This window comes from Sphingopyxis sp. BE235 (assembly GCF_031457175.1).
In the GTDB taxonomy this organism is placed as follows: domain Bacteria; phylum Pseudomonadota; class Alphaproteobacteria; order Sphingomonadales; family Sphingomonadaceae; genus Sphingopyxis.
Map to the genome: position 1 here is coordinate 201,517 of NZ_JAVDWC010000004.1, position 19,678 is coordinate 221,194.

Below are 19,678 nucleotides of genomic sequence, written 5' to 3' on the forward strand. Positions count from 1 at the left end.
CTTTCCGTTCGCCCCGCGCGAACGGGTTCCAGATTGAAGGAGTCTCCCATGTCCGAAGAAACCCCCGTCAGCGTCACGCTGGAAAAGGATGGCGAAATCGCCGTCATCATCGTCAACAACCCGCCCGTGAACGCGCTGAGCTGGCACGTCCGTCAGGGGCTCGAGGATCATTTCGCCGCCGCGCTTGGCGACGATAGCGTCAAGGCGATCGTGCTGCGCTGCGCCGGTGCAACCTTCATCGCGGGCGCCGACATCAGCGAGTTCGGCAAGCCGCCGCGCGGCCCCGATTTCAATGCGGTGCTCAACAGCATCGAAGCGGCATCGAAGCCGGTTGTCGCCGCGATTCACGGCACCGCGCTCGGCGGCGGTCTCGAAACCGCGCTCGTCTGTCATTACCGGATCGCGGTGCCCTCGGCGAAGCTCGGCGTGCCCGAAGTGAAGCTCGGCCTGCTCCCCGGCGCGGGCGGCACGCAGCGCCTGCCGCGCGTCGTCGGGGTCGAAGCCGCGGCGACGATGACCTCGACCGGCGATCCGTTGCCCGCCGCGAAAGCCAAGGAGCTCGGCCTCGTCGACGAGCTGGCGGGCGAAGACAGCCTTGCCCCCGACGCGATCGCCTTTGCACGCGCAAAGATCGCCGACGGCCCGCGCCCGACGCGCGAGCGCCCGGTGTTCGGCGACGTCGCGGTAATCGAACAGCTCAAGACCGCGAACGCCAAGCGCTGGCGCGGTTTCGAAGCGCCTTACGCCAACCTCGCCTGCGTCGAGGCGGCGACGCGCCTGCCCTTCGAGGAAGGTCTCGCGTTCGAGCGCGAGCAGTTCATGAAGCTGATGTTCGGCAGCCAGTCGGCGGCGCAGCGCCACATCTTCTTCGCCGAGCGTCAGGCCGCGAAGATCGACGGCCTGCCCAAGGACACCCAGCTGCGCGACATCAAGAAGGTCGGCGTGATCGGCGCCGGCACGATGGGCGGCGGGATCAGCATGAACTTCCTCCAGAAGGGCATCCCGGTGACGATCGTCGAGATGCAGCAGGAAGCGCTCGACCGCGGCACCGGCGTGATCCGCAAGAATTACGACGCATCGGCCGCGAAGGGGAGATTCAAGCCCGAGCAGGTCGAGGCGATGATGGGCATATTGACCCCGACGCTCAATCTCGACGATCTGGCCGACTGCGACCTGATCATCGAAGCCGTCTATGAGAATATGGACGTCAAGAAGGACATCTTCGGCAAGCTCGACAAGATCGCCAAGCCCGGCGCGATCCTCGCGTCGAACACCAGCTATCTCGACGTCGACGAGATCGCGACCGCGACGAGCCGTCCGGGCGACGTGCTCGGCATGCACTTCTTCTCGCCCGCCAATGTCATGAAGCTGCTCGAGGTCGTGCGGGGCGACAAGACCGCGCCCGATGCGCTGGCGACCGCGATGGCGATCGGCAAGAAGATCGGCAAGGTCGCGGTGGTCGCAGGCGTGTGCGACGGCTTCATCGGCAACCGTATGCTGAAACCGCGCCAGGTCGAGGCGATGAACCTGCTCATGGAAGGCGCGACGCCGCAACAGATCGACAAGGTCCATGTCGAATTCGGCATGCCGATGGGGCCGTTCCAGATGAGCGACCTCGCGGGCGTCGACATCGGCTGGCACCGCGACCCGACGCGCATCGAAAGCATCCGCGACGCGCTCGCCGCGGTCGGCCGCTGGGGGCAGAAGACCGGCAAGGGCTTTTACGATTATGACGAAAAGCGCAATCCGTCGCCCAGCGCCGAAGTCGCCGAAATCATCGAGGATTTTCGCCAGCGGTCGAACAAGGCGAAGCGCGAGATCAGCGATCAGGAAATCATCGAGCGCACCCTCTATCCGATGGTCAACGAAGGCGCACTGATCCTGTCCGAAGGCAAGGCGCAGCGCGCGTCGGACATCGATGTCGTGTGGATCTATGGCTATGGCTGGCCGGTCTATCGCGGCGGGCCGATGTTCTGGGCGGGGCTGGAAGGCACCGACAAGATCGTCGCCGCGCTCGAGAAACATGGATTCGCGGTCGCGCCTTTGCTCAAGGAAAAGGCGGAGGCGAAGGCGGGCTTCTAAGCCCTTCCCCGCTTACGAAAACAAGGCCGTCTGTCCCACCGCGGGGCAGGCGGCCTTTCTTTTGCCCCGTGGGCGCCGCAGGTGCGACCGGAAACTTGCGATTCAGGGTTAAAGCGCTGGCAAGACCTGCCGTTAGGGCAGAGCATGAACGCCATGTCCGCCCTCGCCGTCCTTTTGCTGACCGGCAGCGTGCCGGTGGCCGCCCCGGTGGCGACGCCGCAGGTTAGCGCGATCGGCGTGGCGCGCGCGCGGATATTGGCGCCTGCCGAGGTGCGGCGGGCCGGTGACCGGATCGAGGTCCGGACCGGCGAGCGCAAGGCACCGACGCAGGTGCACCGGACCGAACGCCGCGATGGCGGCGAGACCGCCGACTTTTACTGAGTGTCCGTCGCCGCGATCCGATTCCGATCGCAGGATAATCTTCATGCTATCGTCACCCCGGACTTGATCCGGGGTCCATGACTTCGCCGCCGCCAATGGATCCCGGATCAAGTCCGGGATGACGAAATGGGGAGCGGTTAGCCCTGTAGCGTCTTGATGATCGCCGAAAAGTCGCGGCCGTCCTTGTCGGCCTCGACAAAGGCTTCATAGAGTTCGCGCGCCTTCGCCCCCATCGGGACATCGGCGTCGACGCTTGCCGCGGCCTCCATCGCGAGGCGCAGGTCCTTGAGCATCAGCGCCGCGGCGAACCCGCCCTTGTAATCATTGTCGGCGGGGGTCGTCGGCCCGACGCCGGGGAGCGGTGCGTAAGAGGTCAGCGACCAGCATTGCCCCGACGACACGCTCGCGATGTCGAAGAATTTCTGCGGGTCGAGCCCGAGCTTCTGCGCGAGCGCAAGCGTTTCGCACGTCGCGACCATCGAGGCGCCGAGGAGCATGTTGTTGCAGATCTTCGCGCCCTGCCCTGCCCCCGCGTCGCCGGCGTGGATCACGGCCTTGCCCATTTTCGCGAGAATCGGTTCGGCGCGCGCAAAGCCTTCGTCGGTGCCGCCGACCATGAAGGCCAGCGTGCCGGCGTTGGCGGCGGCAATGCCGCCCGACACCGGCGCGTCGACCGCGACGAGACCCTTGGCGGTCGCGGCTTCGATATTCGCGCGCGCGGTCGCGACGTCGATCGTCGAGCAATCGAGGAGCAACGTGCCCGCCGCCGCGTTCGGAAAGACCTCGGCTTCATAGACCGAGGCGACATGCTTGCCTGCGGGGAGCATCGTCACCACAGCCTCGGCGCCCGCAACGACTTCGGCGGCCGATGCGGCGCGCAAACAGCCCGCCTCGACCGCTCGCGCCAGCGCGTCTTCGCTGAGGTCGAACGCGCGCACCTCATGCCCCGCCTTCGCCAGATTCGCGGCCATGCCGCCGCCCATATTGCCGAGCCCGATAAATGCGATTTTCATGTCAGCGACCCTTCCACACGCCATCGCGCTTTTCGATGAAGGCGGCCATGCCTTCGGCCTTGTCCTCGGTCGCGGCGAGGATCTGGAACAGGCGGCGTTCGTAGATCAGCCCCTGATCGAGCGTCGTTTCGAACGCGGCGTTGACCATGTCTTTGTTCACCATCGCGGCCATCGGCGGCATGCCGGCGATCACCGTCGCGGTCTTTACCGCTTCGTCGACCAGCGTCGCATGCTCGACGACGCGCGCGACGAGGCCCGAGCGTTCGGCTTCGGCGGCGTCCATCATCCGGCCGGTGAGGCACATTTCCATCGCCTTCGCCTTGCCGATCGCGCGCGTCAGCCGCTGCGACCCGCCCATGCCCGGCGCGACGCCGAGCTTGATTTCGGGCTGGCCGAATTTCGCCTTGTCCGACGCGATGATGAAGTCGGCCATCATCGCAAGTTCGCAGCCGCCGCCGAGCGCGAAGCCGTTCACCGCGGCGATCCACGGCTTGCGGACCTTCTTCACAAAGTCGCTCGTCCATTTCGAGAAGAAGTCTTCGAGGTAGAAATCGGACGCCGGCTTGTCGGCCATTTCCTTGATGTCGGCGCCCGCGGCGAACGCCTTGTCGCCCGATCCGGTGAGCACCGCGCAGCGCTGGCCGGGGTCTGCTTCGAACGCCGCGAAGGCCGCGATCAGGTCGTCGAGCACGCCCGAGTTGAGTGCGTTCAGCGCCTGCGGGCGGTTGAGCGTCACCAAGGTGACGGCCCCGCGTGTTTCGACGAGGAGGGTTTCGTAGGTCATTCGAGCAATCTCCGGATTATCGTCATGCCGGACTTGATCCGGCATCCATGGGCGCGTGGACCCCGGATCAAGTCCGGGGTGACGAACTTAGGTGAGCGGGGTCCATTTCTCATTCTCGGGCAGCGGCGCGAAGATCGCGTCGATCCAGTCGTCGGTGACGGCTTCGGCGGTCGGCGGGTCCCATTTGGGACTATTGTCCTTGTCGACGATCAGCGCGCGGACGCCCTCGATGAAGTCGTGCATTTGAAGGACGCGGCTGCCGATTGCATATTCCTGCGTCATCTGCGCGGCGAAGTCGTGCATCTCGCCGCCTTCCTTGAGCTGGCGGAGCGCGACCTTGCACGTCTGCGGCGATTTGCCGTGGAGCGTCGCGAGCTCCTTTTCGGCCCATTCGCCGCCGTCGGCTTCGAGCGCGGCGAGGATATCCTCATAGGTGTCGCTCGCGAACAGGCGGTTGATCCGTTCGAGATGCTGGGTGATTCCGGCGGGCGGCGCGGTGACCGACAGCTCGCCCAATATGCCGCCGATGCGGTCGGGGTCGACCGCGATGCGCGCCTTCGCCTCGGCGAGCTTTTCGGACGGCACATAATGCGTCGCGAGGCCGAGCGCCAAACACTCCGCGCCGTCGAGCCGTGCTCCGGTGAGCGCCAGATAGGCGCCAACGCGGCCTTCGAGGCGCGGCAGATACCAGCCGCCTCCGACGTCGGGGAACAGGCCGATCCCCGTCTCGGGCATCGCGAAGCGCGTATGCTCGGTCGCGACGCGATATTTCGCCGGCTGCGAAATGCCGACCCCGCCGCCCATCGTGATGCCGTCCATGAAGGCGACGACGGGCTTGGGATAGGTGAAGAGCAGATGGTTGAGGCGATATTCGGTGTGAAAGAACAGCCGTGCTTCCTTGCCATCCTTCGCGCCGCTCTCCGCAAGCATGCGGATGTCGCCGCCGGCGCAGAAGCCGCGGCCCTCGCTATGGTCGATGATCACCGCCTCGACCGCATCGTCGTCGCGCCACGCCACCAGCGCGTCGATCATCGCCTGACACATCGGCAGGTTGAGCGCGTGGATCGCCTTCGGGCGATTGAGCGACAGGCGGCCGACGCGGACGTCGGCACCGATCAAAACATCTTCGGTCATTGGCGCAGCAGGTCCCTTCCGACGATCATCCGCATCACCTGGTTGGTGCCTTCGAGGATCGAATGGACGCGCAGGTCGCGCCAGAAACGCTCGATCGGATAGTCGCGGAGATAGCCATAGCCGCCGAACAGCTGGAGCGCGTCGTTGACGATCTTGCTGCCATTGTCGGTCGCGAGCCGCTTCGCCATCGCCGAGAAGCGCGACTTGTCGGGAGCGTTCGCGGTGACCTTTGCCGCCGCCATATAAAGCAAAGCGCGCGCGGCCTCGAGGTCGGTCGCCATGTCGGCGAGCATGAATTGCGTGTTCTGGAAATCGGCGATCGGCTGGCCGAACTGCTGGCGGTCCTTCGTGTAGGCGATCGCCTCGTCGAGGCAGCGCTGCGCTCCGCCCAAGGAGCAGGCGCCGATGTTGAGGCGGCCGCCGTCGAGCCCCGCCATCGCAAAGCGGAAACCGTCGCCCTCGGCGCCGACGAGGTTTTCGACGGGGACGCGGCAATCCTCGAAGATCACTTGCGCCGTCGGCGAAGCGTTCCAGCCGAGCTTCTTCTCGGGCGCGCCGAAGCTGAGGCCCGGCGTGTCCTTTTCGACGACGAGGCAGCTGATCCCTTTCGACTTTTCCTCGCTGGTGCGGACCATGCAAACATAGATGTCGTTATAGCCCGCGCCCGAGATGAACTGCTTGGTGCCGTTGAGGACATAATGATCGCCATCGCGTTTCGCCGTCGCCTTGAGCGCAGCCGCGTCAGACCCCGAACCCGGTTCGGTCAGGCAGTAGCTCGCAATCTTCTCCATGCTGACGAGGTCGGGCAGGAAGCGCGCCTTGATCTCGGCGCCGCCGAAGCGGTCGATCATCCATGTCGCCATATTGTGGATCGAGACATAAGCGCTGGTCGCGGGGCAGCCATAGGCCATCGCCTCCATGATCAGCGCCGCTTCCATCCGGCCGAGCCCGATGCCGCCCGATTCCTCGCCGACGTAAATCGCGCCGAAGCCCAGCTCGCCCGCCGCCTTCCACACGTCGACGGGATAATGATGTTTCTCGTCCCATTCAGCCGCGAAGGGCGTGATGCGGTCGGCGGTGAATTTGCGCGCCATATCCTGGATGGCGAGCTGGTCGTCGGTAAGCTGGAACTGGTCGGTCATGGTCATTTCTCGATGATGGCTTCGGCTTCGATTTCGACTTTCCACTCGGGGCGGATCAGCGCGGGCACAACCAGCATCGTCGATGCCGGTCGGACATTTTTGAATGCCGATCCGTGCGCGCGACCAACAAGGTCGGCGTCGGCCGCGTCTGTGATATACATTCGCGTGCGCACGACGTCGGCGAAGCTGCCGCCGAGCGCCTCGAGCGCCTCGCCGATGATTGCGATACAGCGTGCCGCTTGTGCGCCAGCGTCGCCGGGGGTCGATGTACCGTCAGCCTCGATCGGCGCGCAGCCCGCGACGTCGACGCGGTTCCCCACCCGAACCGCGCGGCTGTAGCCGTAGACCGGTTCGAACGGGGACGCCGAGCTATGGTTGCGGCGCGTGCTGTCAGCCACAGCTGATCCGCTCGATCTTGAGCGCATCGTCATAGGAGACGGTGAGCCGGTCGGGGCGGAAATCCATGGTGACCGCGGTGCGCGGCGGCACCCAGCGCAGCGTCCGCGCGCCGCTGCCCTTGAGGAGCTGGCCGCCGACGTCGGCAGTCGCGGTCTGGCCGACGAGCGATTGCACCGCGTCGGCGTTGCACGCAGCCTCGGCAGGCGGGGTCGGGGTTGCTTCGACGGGCGGCCGCTCCTGCGTACAGGCGGCGAGCGGCAGAAGGGCGGCGATTGCCAGCATGCGAATGTCCATCGTGAATCTCCCTTTCAAAAAACCGTCATCCGGCGCAGCGCGTATAGCGCATCGCGCCCGCAGCGGCACCCTCGCCGGAATCGCGGCGGACGAGCGTCTTGCCGCCGTCGGCGAGGTCGAGCTGCATCCGGCGATCCCATTCGACGCCCTCGCCGCTGAACTTGTAGTCGGCGACGATGCGGTCGGCGTCGCTTTCGCGAACGCGCGCGAGTTCGCCATGCGATTCGTAGAAGCGCAGGTTGGTTGCATCGATCGTCAGCGCGGTGAGGTCGGTGCCCTTCTTCGCCTTGCAATCGGCGGCCTTGAGCGCCCAGCGGCCGCGGATCGCGGACGGGATCGTCTTGCCGTCGCCAGCGGTTTTGGTTTCGGGCTTCGGCGGGGTTTCCTCGGCGACATCGGGCAGGTCCGCATCGACCGCCGGTTCGGCGGGCGCCGGACGCTCGGCCTTTTGCAGCGGCGAGATCGCCGCGCTGTCTTCGGGCTGCGATTTATCCTCGCCGCCGCTGCACGCGGCGAGCAGCAGCAATCCGGCGGGAAGCATCAGGCGGGTCATCGGCAATCTCCTTCGAAAGGAGAATGCCCGGCGCAGCGTACGGGTTTCATCGCCGCGCATCATTCGCCCAGCACCTTGTCATTGAACACCGCGGTTGCGAGATCGGTCTGGTTATAGCGATACCAGCGCGGCGCGGGGACACCCGCAGCCCAAGCGAGCGCTTCGGTCAGTGTGCCGTTCGCGGCCGGCGTGTCCGGCATTTCCTTGCCGATCGGATCGGCATAGGCGGTATCGGCGCTGACGACGGTCCAGCCCGCGTTGCGCAACGCACGGACGAGGTCGCCGATATGGAGCGCGGCGAGATCGGTTTCGTGGAGAAGGAGCATCTGGACCGGCTGGCGGCCGGTGACGCGCCGCATCATCGCGTCGGCGAAATCGGCGGCCTCGACATGCCAGCTGACATAGAGGTCGCCGAGCGCCTTGCGGTCGATCGTCTTTCCCGCCTGCACCGCTTCGCGCGTCAGGCTTTCGAGGTGCCAGTCCGACGATTCGGCGGTGACATAGCCGTTGCGAAGGCCGCGCGCGGCAAGACCATGCCGCAGCGCGTCGCGCTTCGCCTTGTCCTTCCCGCCCTCGTCGATGAACGGGAAGCGGAACCAGGGGCGGTAGCCAGGGCGGCCCTTGAGCCACACCTCGGCCGCGTCGATGTCGGCGAGATAGGCCGCGGTATCGGTCGTGCTCAGCCGCTTGTGGCTGTTGCTGTGGTTCGCGATGACATGGCCCGCTGCGACATAGGCGGCGATGCGTTCCGCCCCGCCCACGCCGTCGCCCTGCCCGATCGCACCCGGAACGACGAAGAAGACCGCTTGCGGGGCTTTTGCCTTCTTCAGTTCCGCGATGATGCGCTGCGCGCGCTCGTCGGAGGCGAAGAAGGCACCGGCATGGCGCGGAACATCGTCGAAGCTGAGCGCGATCTGCTTTTGCGCGTGCGCGGGCTGCGCGAGAAGCAGGAAAAAGATCGCGAGCCACAGCCTCATTCGGCGGCCGCCACGATCTCGATCTCGACCAACCAATCGCTTTCGAGCGTCTGTGCGACGATCGCGGTGGTTGGAATGCGCCGCGTACCGAGCGCCTTGAGCCGGGCGGCGGCATTGGCCTCTGCATAGCTTGCATCGCGCAAATAGCTGGTCAGCCGGACAATATTGGCGGTGTCCATATCTGCGCTGGCCAGAATCGCGCGGAGATTGTTCCACACGCAATCGAGCTGTTCTTCCAGCGTCGCGGGAGCCGAGAAATCCGGTCTCAAACCCATCGTGCCACTGACGAACAGCAGCCGCCCGGCCCCGCGAACCTCCATCGCATGCACCCAGTCACCGCCGGTCGCGTAAACGCCCTCGGTCGGATTATGGGGGATCATCTCCATCGCCTTACCCCATCGTCGGGATGACGAAGGCGTTGCCGCCGTCGGGCGATCCGTCGGGCCAGCGCTGGGTGATCGTCTTGACCTTGGTCCAGAATTTCACGCCTTCCATGCCGTGCTGGTTGGTGTCGCCGAACGCCGAACGCTTCCAGCCGCCAAAGCTGTGGTACGCGACGGGCACCGGGATCGGGACGTTGATGCCGACCATGCCTACGTTGACGCGCGCGGCGAATTCGCGCGCGGCGTGGCCGTTGCGCGTGAAGATCGCGACGCCGTTGCCATACTGGTGCTTCGAGGGCAGTTCGAGCGCGGTTTCGAAATCGGGAGCGCGGACGATCTGCAGCACGGGGCCGAAGATTTCTTCCTTGTACGATTCCATGTCGGTGGTGACATGGTCGAACAAGGTCGGGCCGATGAAGAAGCCCTTTTCATGCCCCTGAAGCGAGAAGCCGCGGCCGTCGACGACGAGCTCGGCGCCCTCGTCGGCGCATTTCTGGATCCAGCCTTCGACCTTTTCCTTGTGCGCCTGCGTCACCACGGGGCCATAATGCGCCTCGGCATCGGTCGACACGCCGACGCGCAGCGCGGCGATTGCGGGGATCAGCTTGGCTTTCAGACGCTCCGCGGTCTCCTCGCCGACGGGGACGACGACGGGTAGCGCCATGCAGCGCTCGCCCGCCGAGCCGAAGGCCGCGCCGGTCAAATCGTTGACGACCTGGTCGAGGTCGGCGTCGGGCATGACGATTCCATGGTTTTTCGCGCCGCCCATCGCCTGCACGCGCTTGCCGTTCGCGACGCCGCGGTTGTAGACATAATGCGCGATATCCGACGAGCCGACGAAGCTGACCGCGCCGATATCGGGATGATCGAGGATCGCGTCGACCATTTCCTTGTCGCCGTGGACGACCTGGCAAATGCCCTCCGGAAGGCCGGCTTCGAGAAAGAGTTCGGCGAGGCGCACGGGAACCGACGGGTCGCGCTCGCTCGGCTTGATGATGAAGGCGTTGCCGGTGGCGATCGCAACGCCCGACATCCACAGCGGGATCATCGCGGGGAAGTTGAACGGGGTGATGCCCGCGCCGATGCCGATCGGCTGGCGCATCGAATAGACGTCGATGCCGGGGCCCGCGCCCTGCGTATATTCGCCCTTCAGCACATGCGGGATGCCGCAGCAGAATTCGATGACTTCGAGCCCGCGCTGGATATCGCCCTTCGAGTCGGCGATCACCTTGCCATGCTCGCTCGACAGCATGTGCGCGAGGCTGTCCATATTCGCTTCGACGAGGCGCTTGAATTCGAACATCACGCGCGCGCGGCGCTGCGGGTTCGTTGCCGCCCAGCCGGGCTGCGCCTTCCTGGCCGCGGCGACCGCACGGTCGAGGAGCGCCGCGTCGCCGAGTGCGACCTGCGCCTGCACGCCGCCGCTGTTGGGGTCGAAGACGTCGCCCTGGCGGGCACTGCCGCCGGCCCCGCCGACGATGTGATGGTCGATCTGTCGCATATCCGAGTCTCCCGTAAAATCTTGCCGCTGCCACAGACCATGTGCGCCTCATTTGCAAGGGATAGACTTGCAGGACGATACTGCATATTTGCAGGTCATGGATTGGGATAGGCTGCAATATTTCCTGTTCGTCGCGCGCCACGGCACCCTCGCGCGCGCAAGCGCGGCGCTTCAGGTCGATGCAACGACGGTTAGCCGGCGCGTGAGCGCGTTGGAAGCCGCGCTCGGCCAGACGCTCTTCGAACGCGCGCCGTCGGGTTTCGTTCTGACCGCGGCGGGCCGGGCGCTCGTTCCGCACGCCGAAGCGATGGCGGCAGCGGCGGCGCGCATCCATTCGGCGCGCGAGGATGCATCGGCGCTGTCGGGGCAGTTGCGGGTCAGCGTATCGGAAGGATTCGGCAACAGCTTCATCGCGCCACGGCTTGCGGGTTTCGTGGCGGCGCATCCCGAACTCGAGATCGACCTTGTCGCCTCGTCGGGCTTCCTCAACCCGTCGCGGCGCGAGGCCGATATGGCGGTGCTCCTCGCACGGCCGCGCAAAGGCCCGCTGATCACGCGCAAGCTGTCCGATTACAGCCTCGGCATTTATGCGCCCGCTGATCGGCCCGACTGGCAGGAAGCGGTTGCCGCCGCGCCATTGTCGCGCACGGGGATCCCGGTGATCGGCTATATGCCCGACATCCTCTACGCGCCCGAGCTCGACTATCTGGGCGAGATCGAGCCGGGGCTGCGCGCGACGGTGCGCTCGTCGAGCATTCTCGCGCAGCGGCGGATGATCGCGGGCGGCGCGGGGGTCGGCGTCCTCCCCTGCTTCCTTGCGGCGGGCGATCCCGGGCTGGTGCGCGTGCGGCCCGAGCAGACGGTCGCGCGCGCCTTCTGGCTCGCGCTCCACCGCGACGTCGCGCCGCAACCGCGCATCCGGGCCTTCATCGACTGGCTCGATGCCGAGGTGCGCGAGAGTCGGGGGCTGCTGGTTCCGGCCTAGGCGGGACGCCAGTCGGAGACTATCAGGCCTCCATCGCCGAACAGTCTTTCGATTGCATCCGGACCCGCCGCCGCTTCGCGCAGCTTGTCCGCAAGCGGATCGTCAATCGGGCGGTCGCTGCGCAGGAAGGCGATCCATGCGGCGATCGCAGCCTCGAGCGAAGGGCAGCGCTGCCCGCGCGCCTGATGCCATGCCAGTGTTTCGAGCCAGCGTTGCGGGATTTTCTGGCTGCCATCCATCGCGATCTGGATCAGCCGGTGATTCAGCGCGGGGTTGGCGAAGCGATCGAGCAGGGCCGCGGCATAAGCGGACAGGTCCTGCCCCGGCGCGGCGTCGATCGTAGGGGCGGCCTCGTCGCGCATCAGCCGATCGATGACCGGCCGGATTTTCGGATCGGCAATCGCCTGATGCACAAAATCGTGCCCTGCCCCGAGCCCGATATAGGCGAGCGCCGAATGTGCGCCGTTGAGCATGCGCAGTTTCGCCGTCTCATAGGGCGCGACGTTGGCGACCAGCTCGGCCCCGACATTCTCCCAACGCGGTCGCGGGCCCGCAAAATCATTCTCGATCACCCACTGGCTGAAGCCTTCGGTGACCACCGCGCCTTCGTCGCGGACGCCGAGCGCCGCTTCGACGGCCGCGCGATCGGCATCGGTCGTGGCGGGGACGATGCGGTCGATCATCGTCGCCGGGCAGGTGCATTCGCCGTCGAACCATGCCCACAAATCGGGATGATAGGCGGCAAGATATTCACGCATCAGCCGGCCCAGCACGCCGCCATTGCCCGCGAGATTGTCGCAGCTGAGCAGGGTCAGCCCGGGCAGGCCCGCAGCCTTGCGCGCCGCGAGCCCTGCCGCGACGAAGCGATAGAGGCTGGGGGTCGCGCCCGCGTCAGCAAGGTTCAGCGACCCGTCGGGACGCCGCAGATAGCCCTTCTCGGTGACGGTGAAGCTGATGATATGTGTCGTCGGTGCTGCGATGGCGTCGATGACCGCCTGCGGCGTTTCCGATGCGACCAGCACGTGCTGGACCGCCCCGACCAATCGCAGCTGGCTACCCGACGCGCTGCGCGTGTTGACTGCATAGAGTCCGTCCTGCGGGTTCAGCTGCGCCGCGACGTCGCCCGATCGCAGCGACACGCCGATGATGCCCCAGTCGCGGTCGCCCGCGCGCATCGCGTCGTCGGTGTAGACCGCCTGATGCGCGCGGTGGAACGCGCCGATGCCGATATGGACGATGCCCGCGGCCTGCGCCGCGCGGTCGTAGCCCGGCGCCTGTACCGAAACCGGGATCGGCGTTTGGTTCGTGAGCCTCACAGCTTGTACGCGGCCTTGGCGAGATTGTAGCTGAGGTCGACGGCGAGTTCGGCCGCCTCCCATTCCTCCATGCGATGCTCGGCCACGAGCTGCGCGAGGAAGCCGCAGTCGATGCGCCGCGCGACGTCGTGGCGCGCGGGGATCGACAGGAAAGCGCGTGTGTCGTCGTTGAAACCGACGCTATTGTAGAAGCCCGCCGTCTCGGTCGTGTGGCTGCGGAAGCGCCGCATCCCTTCGGGGCTGTCGTGGAACCACCAGGCGGGGCCGAGCTTCAGCGCCGGATAATGGCCCGCGAGCGGCGCGAGTTCGCGCGCATAACTTGTCTCGTCCAATGTAAAGAGGATGATCGTCAGCGCGGCTTCGTTGCCATAACGCCCAAGCAATGGGCGCAGCGCGTGGACATAGTCGGTCGCGGTCGGGATATCGGCGCCCTTGTCGCGGCCATAATGCTCGAACAGCCAAGGGTTGTGGTTGCGGAAACTGCCGGGATGGATCTGCATGACGAGCCCGTCGTCGAGGCTCATCCCCGCCATCACCGTCAGCATATGCGCGCGGAACAGCTCGGCGTCGGCGGCGCTGACATTGACGCCGGTGACGCGCGCGAACAGCGCTTCAGCCTCGGCGTCCGACAGGTCTGCGGTCGCCGCGGTCGGATGGCCATGGTCGGTCGAGGTCGCGCCCATCTCGGCGAAGAAGGCGCGGCGATTGCGGTGCGCGGCGAGATAACCCGCATAGCTGAAGGCATCTTCGCCCGAGAGGTCGGAGAAGCGCGTGAGATTGTCGCGAAAGCCTTCGAACTCGGGATCGACGACCGGATCGGGCCGATAGGCGGTGATGACGCGCCCGCCCCATTCGCCGCTTTCATTCGCGGCGCGAATAGCCGCGTGATGCTCGAGCGTATCGAGCGGGCTTTCAGTGGTTGCGATCACCTCGATCCCGAACCGGTCGTACAGCGCGCGCGGACGGAAGGCGTCGGTCGCGAGCGCCTCGGTGATGCGGTCGTAATAGAGGTCCGACGTCTCGCCCGAGAATTGCACATCGAACCCGAAAGCCTCGGCGAACACCCAGTCCATCCACATCCGCGTCGGCGTGCCGCGGAACAAATGATAGTTTTGGGCGAACAGCCGCCAGCTTTCGCGCGGGTCGGCCGCCTTGTTGCGGATCCCCAGCGCGTCGAGCGAAATGCCCTGCGAATAGAGCATCCGGAACGCATAATGGTCGGGATGCAACAGGAACTCGGCGGCATTGCCGAACGACGCGTTGCCCGCGAACCACGCCGGATCGGTGTGCCCGTGCGGGCTGACGATCGGCAGGCCCGCCACTTCCTTGTAGAGCCGGCGCGCGATGTCGCGCTGCGCCGGATCGGACGGAAAGAGGCGGTCGGGGGAGAGGGCCAGCGGACGCGGCATCGGATCAGGCTTTGCTTTCCACGGTAACCGGCGCGAGGCGCGGGCTGAGGAGGTGGATCGCCAGCACGGCGAGGAAATAGACCGTCGTGCAGGCGGCGAAAATGAAGGTGTAATTGCCGCCCGTCGCGTCGAGCACCAGCCCGGTCGACTTCGCCATGATCATACCGCCGACGCCGCCCGCGAAGCCGCCCAGACCGATCACCGACCCGACCGCGCGTTTGGGGAACATGTCGGGCGGGATCGACAGGAGCGTCGACGAAAAGGCTTGGTGCCCGGCGAGCGCCAGACCGATCAACACGACCGCGAGCCACATATTGTCGAGCCCGGTGACGAACAACAGCGGCAGGACGAAACAACCGGCGATCGCCATCGTCACCTTGCGCGCGAAATTGACGCTGTGGCCCTGCTGGATCAGTTTCGACGAGGTCCAGCCGCCAAAGATGCTGCCGACATCGGACAGCAGATACATGATGATCATCGGCAGCAGCACGACCTTGAGATCGACGTCATAGGTCGAGCTGAAATATTTGGGCAGCCAGAAGAGCATCAGGAACCAGACGGGATCGATGAGGAATTTGGCGACCGCGAACGCCCACGCCTCGCGCTTGGTGACGATCCGGCCCCAGCCGATGCGTTCGACCTGTTCGGGCGGATCATGCTCGATCCACGCGAGTTCGGCATCGCTGACCTTCCCGCTCTCGCGCGGATTGCTGTAAAGCCAGAGCCAGAGGATCAGGAGAAGGACGCCGAAGGCGCCGGTGTAGATGAAGGTCTCGCGCCAGTCGAAGCCGAGCACGCGCATGAACAGCGCAACGGTCGGCGCGGTCAGAATCACGCCGATCGTCGTCGCGCTGTTGACCCAGCCGATCGCGTAGGAGCGCTCCTTTTGCGGAAACCATTCGCTCGACGCGCGGACGACCGCGGGGAAATGCCCCGCCTCGCCGACGCCGAGTATGACGCGCGCGGCCATGAAGGAGGCGATCGACCCCGCGAAACCATGCGCGATATGACCGATCGTCCAGATCGAAATAGCGATGCTGTATCCGATCTTGGGACCGAAGCGGTCGATCAGCCAGCCCATGAGCAGGAAGCCGAGCGCATAGGCGGCCTGGAAGGCGGTGACGATGTTGCCATAGTCATTCTCGCTCCACTTAAGCTCGGTGCCGAGCGTCGGCGCGAGCAGACCGAGCATGGTGCGGTCGATATAATTGACCGTGGTCGCCGCGAACAGCACCGCGACAATCAGCCAGCGGTAGCGGCCGGACCTTGGCACCGGCGCCGCCGTACCTCCGTCCGCGAATGCCTGTGCCATAAACCTCTCCCGTAGTTTTGCTTTAATAGCTTTTGATCGAGCAGCCGACGCGGATTTTTCCGTCGAAGAGCGCTTCGGCGCGCTGGCCGGGCCTGATTTCATGGATACCGGTGATCGCGCCCGCGGACACCCATGTCCCGGGTGGAATAGCTATGCCGCGTGCGCGCAGGATGTCGATCAGGAAGAGCGCCGATCCGAACGGGCCATCGAGCATCGCCTCCATCGTCGCCGCGCCGACCGTTTCGCCGTCGATCGCCATTTCGACCGGCATGCGGACAAGATCGGCGCCGCGCCAGTCGGCGATCGACGGGCCGAGGATCAGCCCCTTGTTGTTGCCATAGTCCGACGCGGTGACCGCGGGACCGTGGCGGTTGATTTCGGGAAAGGGCGAGCTCGCAATCTCGATGCCGGTGCGGACGTCGGCGATGCACTCGCGCACACTGTCGATGTCATAGACGCGCGTGCCGACGTCGCCGAAGCAGAGCAGAATCTCGGCCTCGGCCGCAGCGAAGCCGTCAGCATAAACCGGCATCACGGGATCGGCGGCGCCATCGAAGATTTCGTCGGCGAAGATCGGTCCGGTCAGGCGGTTGCCGCCGTAGCGGGTGACGAGCTCGGCGGCGATTCGCCCGACCTTCCATCCGCCGATGCGCCGCCCGTCGAGCGCGATCGCGCTGTCCTGGATCGCATAGGCCTCAGCCATCGTCTGCGGCATCGCGCCGGGATAGACGGTAAGCGGTGTCTTTCCCGCGCGTGCGTCGATTAGTGCACGCGCCACATTCTGTTGATCGCTTGTCGCCAGCATCTTTCTCATTTCCCTCTTCCGCGAAGCGGTGTAAGAGACACCGGTGTCAAAGGCAAGCGAATATCGGATGTATGACAAATTGCTCCGCCATACCGGGCGCTGCTGAACGGCGATGACCGGCAACAGCCGAATCCATGCGATCCGCGTCCATGACGTGGATAATGTCGTGACGGTGATTGCCGATATCGCGGCAGGCGCCCCCCTGTTCGCCGACTGTGATCTTCGCGCATCGGTTGCCGTGGGGCGCGGGCACAAGATCGCTCTCGCGCCGATCGCGCACGGCGAAGCGGTGATCAAATATGGCTTCCCGATCGGAATCGCGACCGCCGACATCGCGCCGGGCGACCATGTCCACAGCCACAATCTGGCGACCGCGCTGCGCAGCGATGGCGATTATCATTATGGGCCGGGCGCGAGCGAAGCGACACCAGACGCCAAGCCGGCGCCGACATTCGGCGGCTATGTCCGCCCCGACGGCCGCGTCGGCACACGCAACGAAATCTGGATCCTGCCGACCGTCGGCTGCGTCGGCAATCTGGCCGCGCGCGTCGCGCGGATCGCGGGCGCGCGCCATGCCGGGGCCGTCGACGGGGTTCATGCGTTCAAGCATCCGTTTGGCTGCTCGCAGCTTGGCGACGATCTGGGTCATACGCGCGCGTTGCTCGCGGCGCTCGCGCAGCATCCCAATGCCGGCGGGGTGCTGATCGTCGGGCTGGGGTGCGAGAGCAACCAGCTCGGCGCGCTGATCGAGCTGATCCCGGCCGAACGCCGCGCGCATATCCGCACACTGTCGGCGCAGGCGGTCGAGGATGACGAGGCGGCGTGTCTGACGCTGGTCGACGAGCTGGTATCGGGCTGCGCCGATACACCGCGCCGCAAGGTGCCGCTGTCGCAGCTGGTGCTCGGGGTCAAATGCGGCGGCTCCGACGGGCTGTCGGGGCTGACCGCGAACCCGCTCGTCGGGCGCATGGCGGATGCCGTCGCGGCGGCCGGCGGCAAGGTTGTGCTGACCGAAATCCCCGAGATTTTCGGCGCCGAACAGCTACTCATGGACCGTGCGATATCGCACGAGGTGTTCGACGACACCGTCGCGCTGGTGCAGGACTTCAAAGATTATTTCATTCGCAACGGCGAGCCGGTGAGCGAGAATCCCTCGCCCGGCAATATCGCGGGCGGGATCACCACGCTCGAGGAAAAGTCGCTCGGCGCGGTACAGAAGGGCGGCAATGTGCCGGTGGTCGATGTCCGGCGCTACGGCGGCGAAGCCACGCTGCCCGGGCTGACCCTGCTCGAAGCGCCGGGCAATGACGCGGTGTCATCGACCGCGCTGACCGCGGCGGGGGCGACGATCATCCTGTTTACCACCGGCCGCGGCACCCCGCTCGGCTTTCCGGCGCCGACGCTGAAGATCGCATCGAACAGCGCGCTGGCCGAGCGCAAGGCGGGCTGGATCGACTTCGACGCGGGGACGGTGCTCGATGCGGGATTCGACAGCGCAGCGGACGCCCTGCTCGACCTGATCGCCGCCACCGCATCGGGCGCGCCGACGCGAGCCGAGGCCAATGAAGAGCGCGATATCGCGATCTGGAAATCGGGCGTTACGCTTTAATCGAGCGCGCGGAAGGTGAAGTTGCGGAAGCGCGCCTCGCCCTCGCCCGCCGAATAGAGGCCGGGGCGCAGCATCAGGAAGCCGCCGCGCACATTGTGGTGATAGCCCGACACCTCCATGCCGCGATCGAATCGGGCCCACGTCTTCCCGCCGTCGCCGCTGGTGTCATAGGTGACGATATGGCGATCGTTGGTGACGCGCATGCGCATGCGTGCCCCATGCGGGTTGGCGGGGCGCGCGCGCTCGATGCCATATTGGTGCGTGACGAAGCGCTCGCCGTCGAAGCCGAGCCCGCAATAGAGCCTCTCGTCGTAGAAGAGGATCAGCCCCGCGGTGCCGCCGGGCGCGATCTCGATATCGCATTCGAAGCGGTACGCCTGATCGCCCGCGATCAGCAGCAGCGGTGAGGAGTCGACGGGTGCCTTGCCGCGCGCGGCGAGTAGCAGCACGCCATCCTCGACGCGCGCGCGGCTGCGCTCGTCGGCGGCGGGCTTGAAGAAATTCCATTTCGCGCCGAGCGCGAGGCTCGCGAAATCGTCGGACAGCGCCATGCCGTGCGGGCCCGCGATCGTGCCGCCCTTCGGCTTGGCGATCGGCCGCGACAGGTCGCCGCCCCTCATGCGGAACCAGCCGTCGTCGGTCCATTCGATCGGGTCGAGCAACGCCTGCCGTCCGAGCGTCCAATAGCCGTTTTCGAAACCGTGATAGACGCTCCACCAATCGCCCGCGGGTCCCTCGACGAGCGTCGCATGCCCGCGCGACCACCATTTTTCGGCGGCCGACGTCGTGCGGACGAGCGGGTTCGCGGGGCAGTTCTCCCACGGCCCGTGGATCGATTTCGACCGCGCCGCGATCACCATATGGCCGGTCGGCGGACCCGCGGTGCCGCCGACCGCGGTGATCATGTAATAATAGTCGCCGCGGCGCGTGATCTTTGGCCCCTCGGGTGCGAAGCCTTCGACCACCCAGTCGGCGGGATAGCGCCACGGATCATAGACATGTTCGGGCTCGCCGATGCGCTTGAGGCCGTCGTCGGACAGGCGCACGCGGTCGCCCCCCGACAGGAACAGCCAGCGCGACCCGTCTTCGCCGACCGCATGGCCCGGGTCGATATGATTGGGCAGGTTCAGGTCAACCGGTTCGCTCCACGGTCCCTCGATCCGGTCGGCCCAGATCACCCAGCTGGTATTCGGTCCCTTGGTCGGAATGTAGAGATAGAAACGCCCCTTGTGCTTGCACAGCTCAGGCGCCCAGACCGATCCGATATTCCTGTGGAGCGCGGGGCCGATCGGGCGCCAGTTCACCAGATCGCGCGAATGCCAGATGACCAGCCCCGGATAGGAGTCAAAGGTCGAGAAGGTCATATAATAATCGGCGCCGTCCTTCAGGATCGACGGATCGGGATGGTCGCCGGCCATGACCGGGTTGAGGAAGCGCCCGTCGCCGAGATCGGCCTTGCGCTGGCCGTCGAAACCCTTGGCCCAAGGCGGAACGGGACCCGAGGGCGCGGGCGGCGCCCCCGCCCATGCGGCGGGCGCGGCGAGGCCCGACAGGCCGGTCGCGAGCAGGCCGCCCCCGGCGAGTTTGAGCATGTCGCGG

19 protein-coding genes are annotated in these 19,678 nt (G+C 66.1%); 4 read left to right on the top strand and 15 right to left on the bottom strand.

Annotated elements, in window-relative coordinates; translation table 11 throughout:
• Positions 1–48 precede the first annotated feature (48 nt).
• Entirely contained in the window at positions 49–2,082 is a 2,034-nt protein-coding gene (locus J2X38_RS17325) for a 3-hydroxyacyl-CoA dehydrogenase NAD-binding domain-containing protein (protein ID WP_310255823.1), read from the top strand.
• 153 nt (positions 2,083–2,235) lie between these two features.
• Positions 2,236–2,463: a hypothetical protein gene (locus tag J2X38_RS17330; RefSeq protein WP_310255825.1), complete on the top strand. Its 228-nt coding sequence runs from the start codon at positions 2,236–2,238 to the stop codon at positions 2,461–2,463.
• Between the two features lie 137 nt (positions 2,464–2,600).
• On the opposite strand, the gene mmsB is transcribed toward J2X38_RS17330, so the two are convergent.
• From mmsB to J2X38_RS17380, 10 genes are all read right to left on the bottom strand, one after another.
• Entirely contained in the window at positions 2,601–3,500 is a 900-nt protein-coding gene (gene mmsB, locus J2X38_RS17335; RefSeq protein ID WP_310255827.1) for a 3-hydroxyisobutyrate dehydrogenase, read from the bottom strand.
• On the bottom strand, positions 3,478–4,260 hold the full coding sequence (locus tag J2X38_RS17340) for an enoyl-CoA hydratase-related protein (protein WP_310255829.1): 783 nt from the start codon (positions 4,258–4,260) through the stop codon (positions 3,478–3,480). The genes mmsB and J2X38_RS17340 overlap by 23 nt, the downstream gene beginning before the upstream one ends.
• An 87-nt stretch (positions 4,261–4,347) precedes the next feature.
• A complete protein-coding gene (locus tag J2X38_RS17345) occupies positions 4,348–5,394 on the bottom strand; it encodes an enoyl-CoA hydratase/isomerase family protein (protein ID WP_310255831.1) in 1,047 nt (348 codons plus the stop codon).
• A complete protein-coding gene (locus J2X38_RS17350) occupies positions 5,391–6,536 on the bottom strand; it encodes an acyl-CoA dehydrogenase family protein (RefSeq protein WP_058539908.1) in 1,146 nt (381 codons plus the stop codon). The genes J2X38_RS17345 and J2X38_RS17350 overlap by 4 nt, the downstream gene beginning before the upstream one ends.
• Before the next feature lie 2 nt (positions 6,537–6,538).
• A complete protein-coding gene (locus J2X38_RS17355) occupies positions 6,539–6,934 on the bottom strand; it encodes a RidA family protein (RefSeq protein WP_310255833.1) in 396 nt (131 codons plus the stop codon).
• Entirely contained in the window at positions 6,927–7,229 is a 303-nt protein-coding gene (locus J2X38_RS17360; RefSeq protein ID WP_310255835.1) for an I78 family peptidase inhibitor, read from the bottom strand. The genes J2X38_RS17355 and J2X38_RS17360 overlap by 8 nt, the downstream gene beginning before the upstream one ends.
• Before the next feature lie 25 nt (positions 7,230–7,254).
• Positions 7,255–7,782, bottom strand: a complete 528-nt coding sequence (locus J2X38_RS17365) for a hypothetical protein (protein ID WP_310255837.1) — start codon at positions 7,780–7,782, stop codon at positions 7,255–7,257.
• Positions 7,783–7,841: 59 nt separating this feature from the next.
• Complete coding sequence (locus tag J2X38_RS17370) at positions 7,842–8,759, bottom strand: polysaccharide deacetylase family protein (protein WP_310255838.1); 918 nt, start codon at positions 8,757–8,759, stop codon at positions 7,842–7,844.
• Positions 8,756–9,145, bottom strand: a complete 390-nt coding sequence (locus J2X38_RS17375; RefSeq protein WP_037512643.1) for a RidA family protein — start codon at positions 9,143–9,145, stop codon at positions 8,756–8,758. The genes J2X38_RS17370 and J2X38_RS17375 overlap by 4 nt, the downstream gene beginning before the upstream one ends.
• 4 nt (positions 9,146–9,149) lie before the next feature.
• Complete coding sequence (locus J2X38_RS17380) at positions 9,150–10,643, bottom strand: CoA-acylating methylmalonate-semialdehyde dehydrogenase (protein ID WP_310255842.1); 1,494 nt, start codon at positions 10,641–10,643, stop codon at positions 9,150–9,152.
• A 97-nt stretch (positions 10,644–10,740) separates the two neighbouring features.
• Here J2X38_RS17380 and J2X38_RS17385 point away from each other — a divergent pair, with 97 nt between their 5' ends.
• Complete coding sequence (locus tag J2X38_RS17385) at positions 10,741–11,628, top strand: LysR family transcriptional regulator (RefSeq protein ID WP_310255844.1); 888 nt, start codon at positions 10,741–10,743, stop codon at positions 11,626–11,628.
• Here the strand turns inward: J2X38_RS17385 and J2X38_RS17390 are convergent.
• From J2X38_RS17390 to J2X38_RS17405, 4 genes are read right to left on the bottom strand one after another with little or no spacing between them, the layout of a single operon-like run.
• On the bottom strand, positions 11,625–12,944 hold the full coding sequence (locus J2X38_RS17390) for a mannitol dehydrogenase family protein (RefSeq protein ID WP_310255846.1): 1,320 nt from the start codon (positions 12,942–12,944) through the stop codon (positions 11,625–11,627). The genes J2X38_RS17385 and J2X38_RS17390 overlap by 4 nt on opposite strands.
• Complete coding sequence (gene uxaC / locus J2X38_RS17395) at positions 12,941–14,353, bottom strand: glucuronate isomerase (protein WP_310255848.1); 1,413 nt, start codon at positions 14,351–14,353, stop codon at positions 12,941–12,943. The genes J2X38_RS17390 and uxaC overlap by 4 nt, the downstream gene beginning before the upstream one ends.
• 4 nt (positions 14,354–14,357) lie before the next feature.
• Positions 14,358–15,665, bottom strand: coding sequence for an MFS transporter (locus tag J2X38_RS17400; RefSeq protein ID WP_058539382.1), 1,308 nt, complete (start codon positions 15,663–15,665; stop codon positions 14,358–14,360).
• A 22-nt stretch (positions 15,666–15,687) separates the two neighbouring features.
• Positions 15,688–16,479, bottom strand: coding sequence for a 2-keto-4-pentenoate hydratase (locus J2X38_RS17405; RefSeq protein ID WP_310255853.1), 792 nt, complete (start codon positions 16,477–16,479; stop codon positions 15,688–15,690).
• A 103-nt stretch (positions 16,480–16,582) separates the two neighbouring features.
• Here J2X38_RS17405 and J2X38_RS17410 point away from each other — a divergent pair, with 103 nt between their 5' ends.
• On the top strand, positions 16,583–18,079 hold the full coding sequence (locus J2X38_RS17410; RefSeq protein ID WP_310255855.1) for an altronate dehydratase family protein: 1,497 nt from the start codon (positions 16,583–16,585) through the stop codon (positions 18,077–18,079).
• Here J2X38_RS17410 and J2X38_RS17415 read toward each other — a convergent pair.
• The gene (locus J2X38_RS17415; protein WP_310256096.1) at positions 18,076–19,671 is read right to left on the bottom strand and encodes a family 43 glycosylhydrolase; all 1,596 of its coding nucleotides are present in this window, start codon (positions 19,669–19,671) and stop codon (positions 18,076–18,078) included. The genes J2X38_RS17410 and J2X38_RS17415 overlap by 4 nt on opposite strands.
• Positions 19,672–19,678 lie beyond the last annotated feature (7 nt).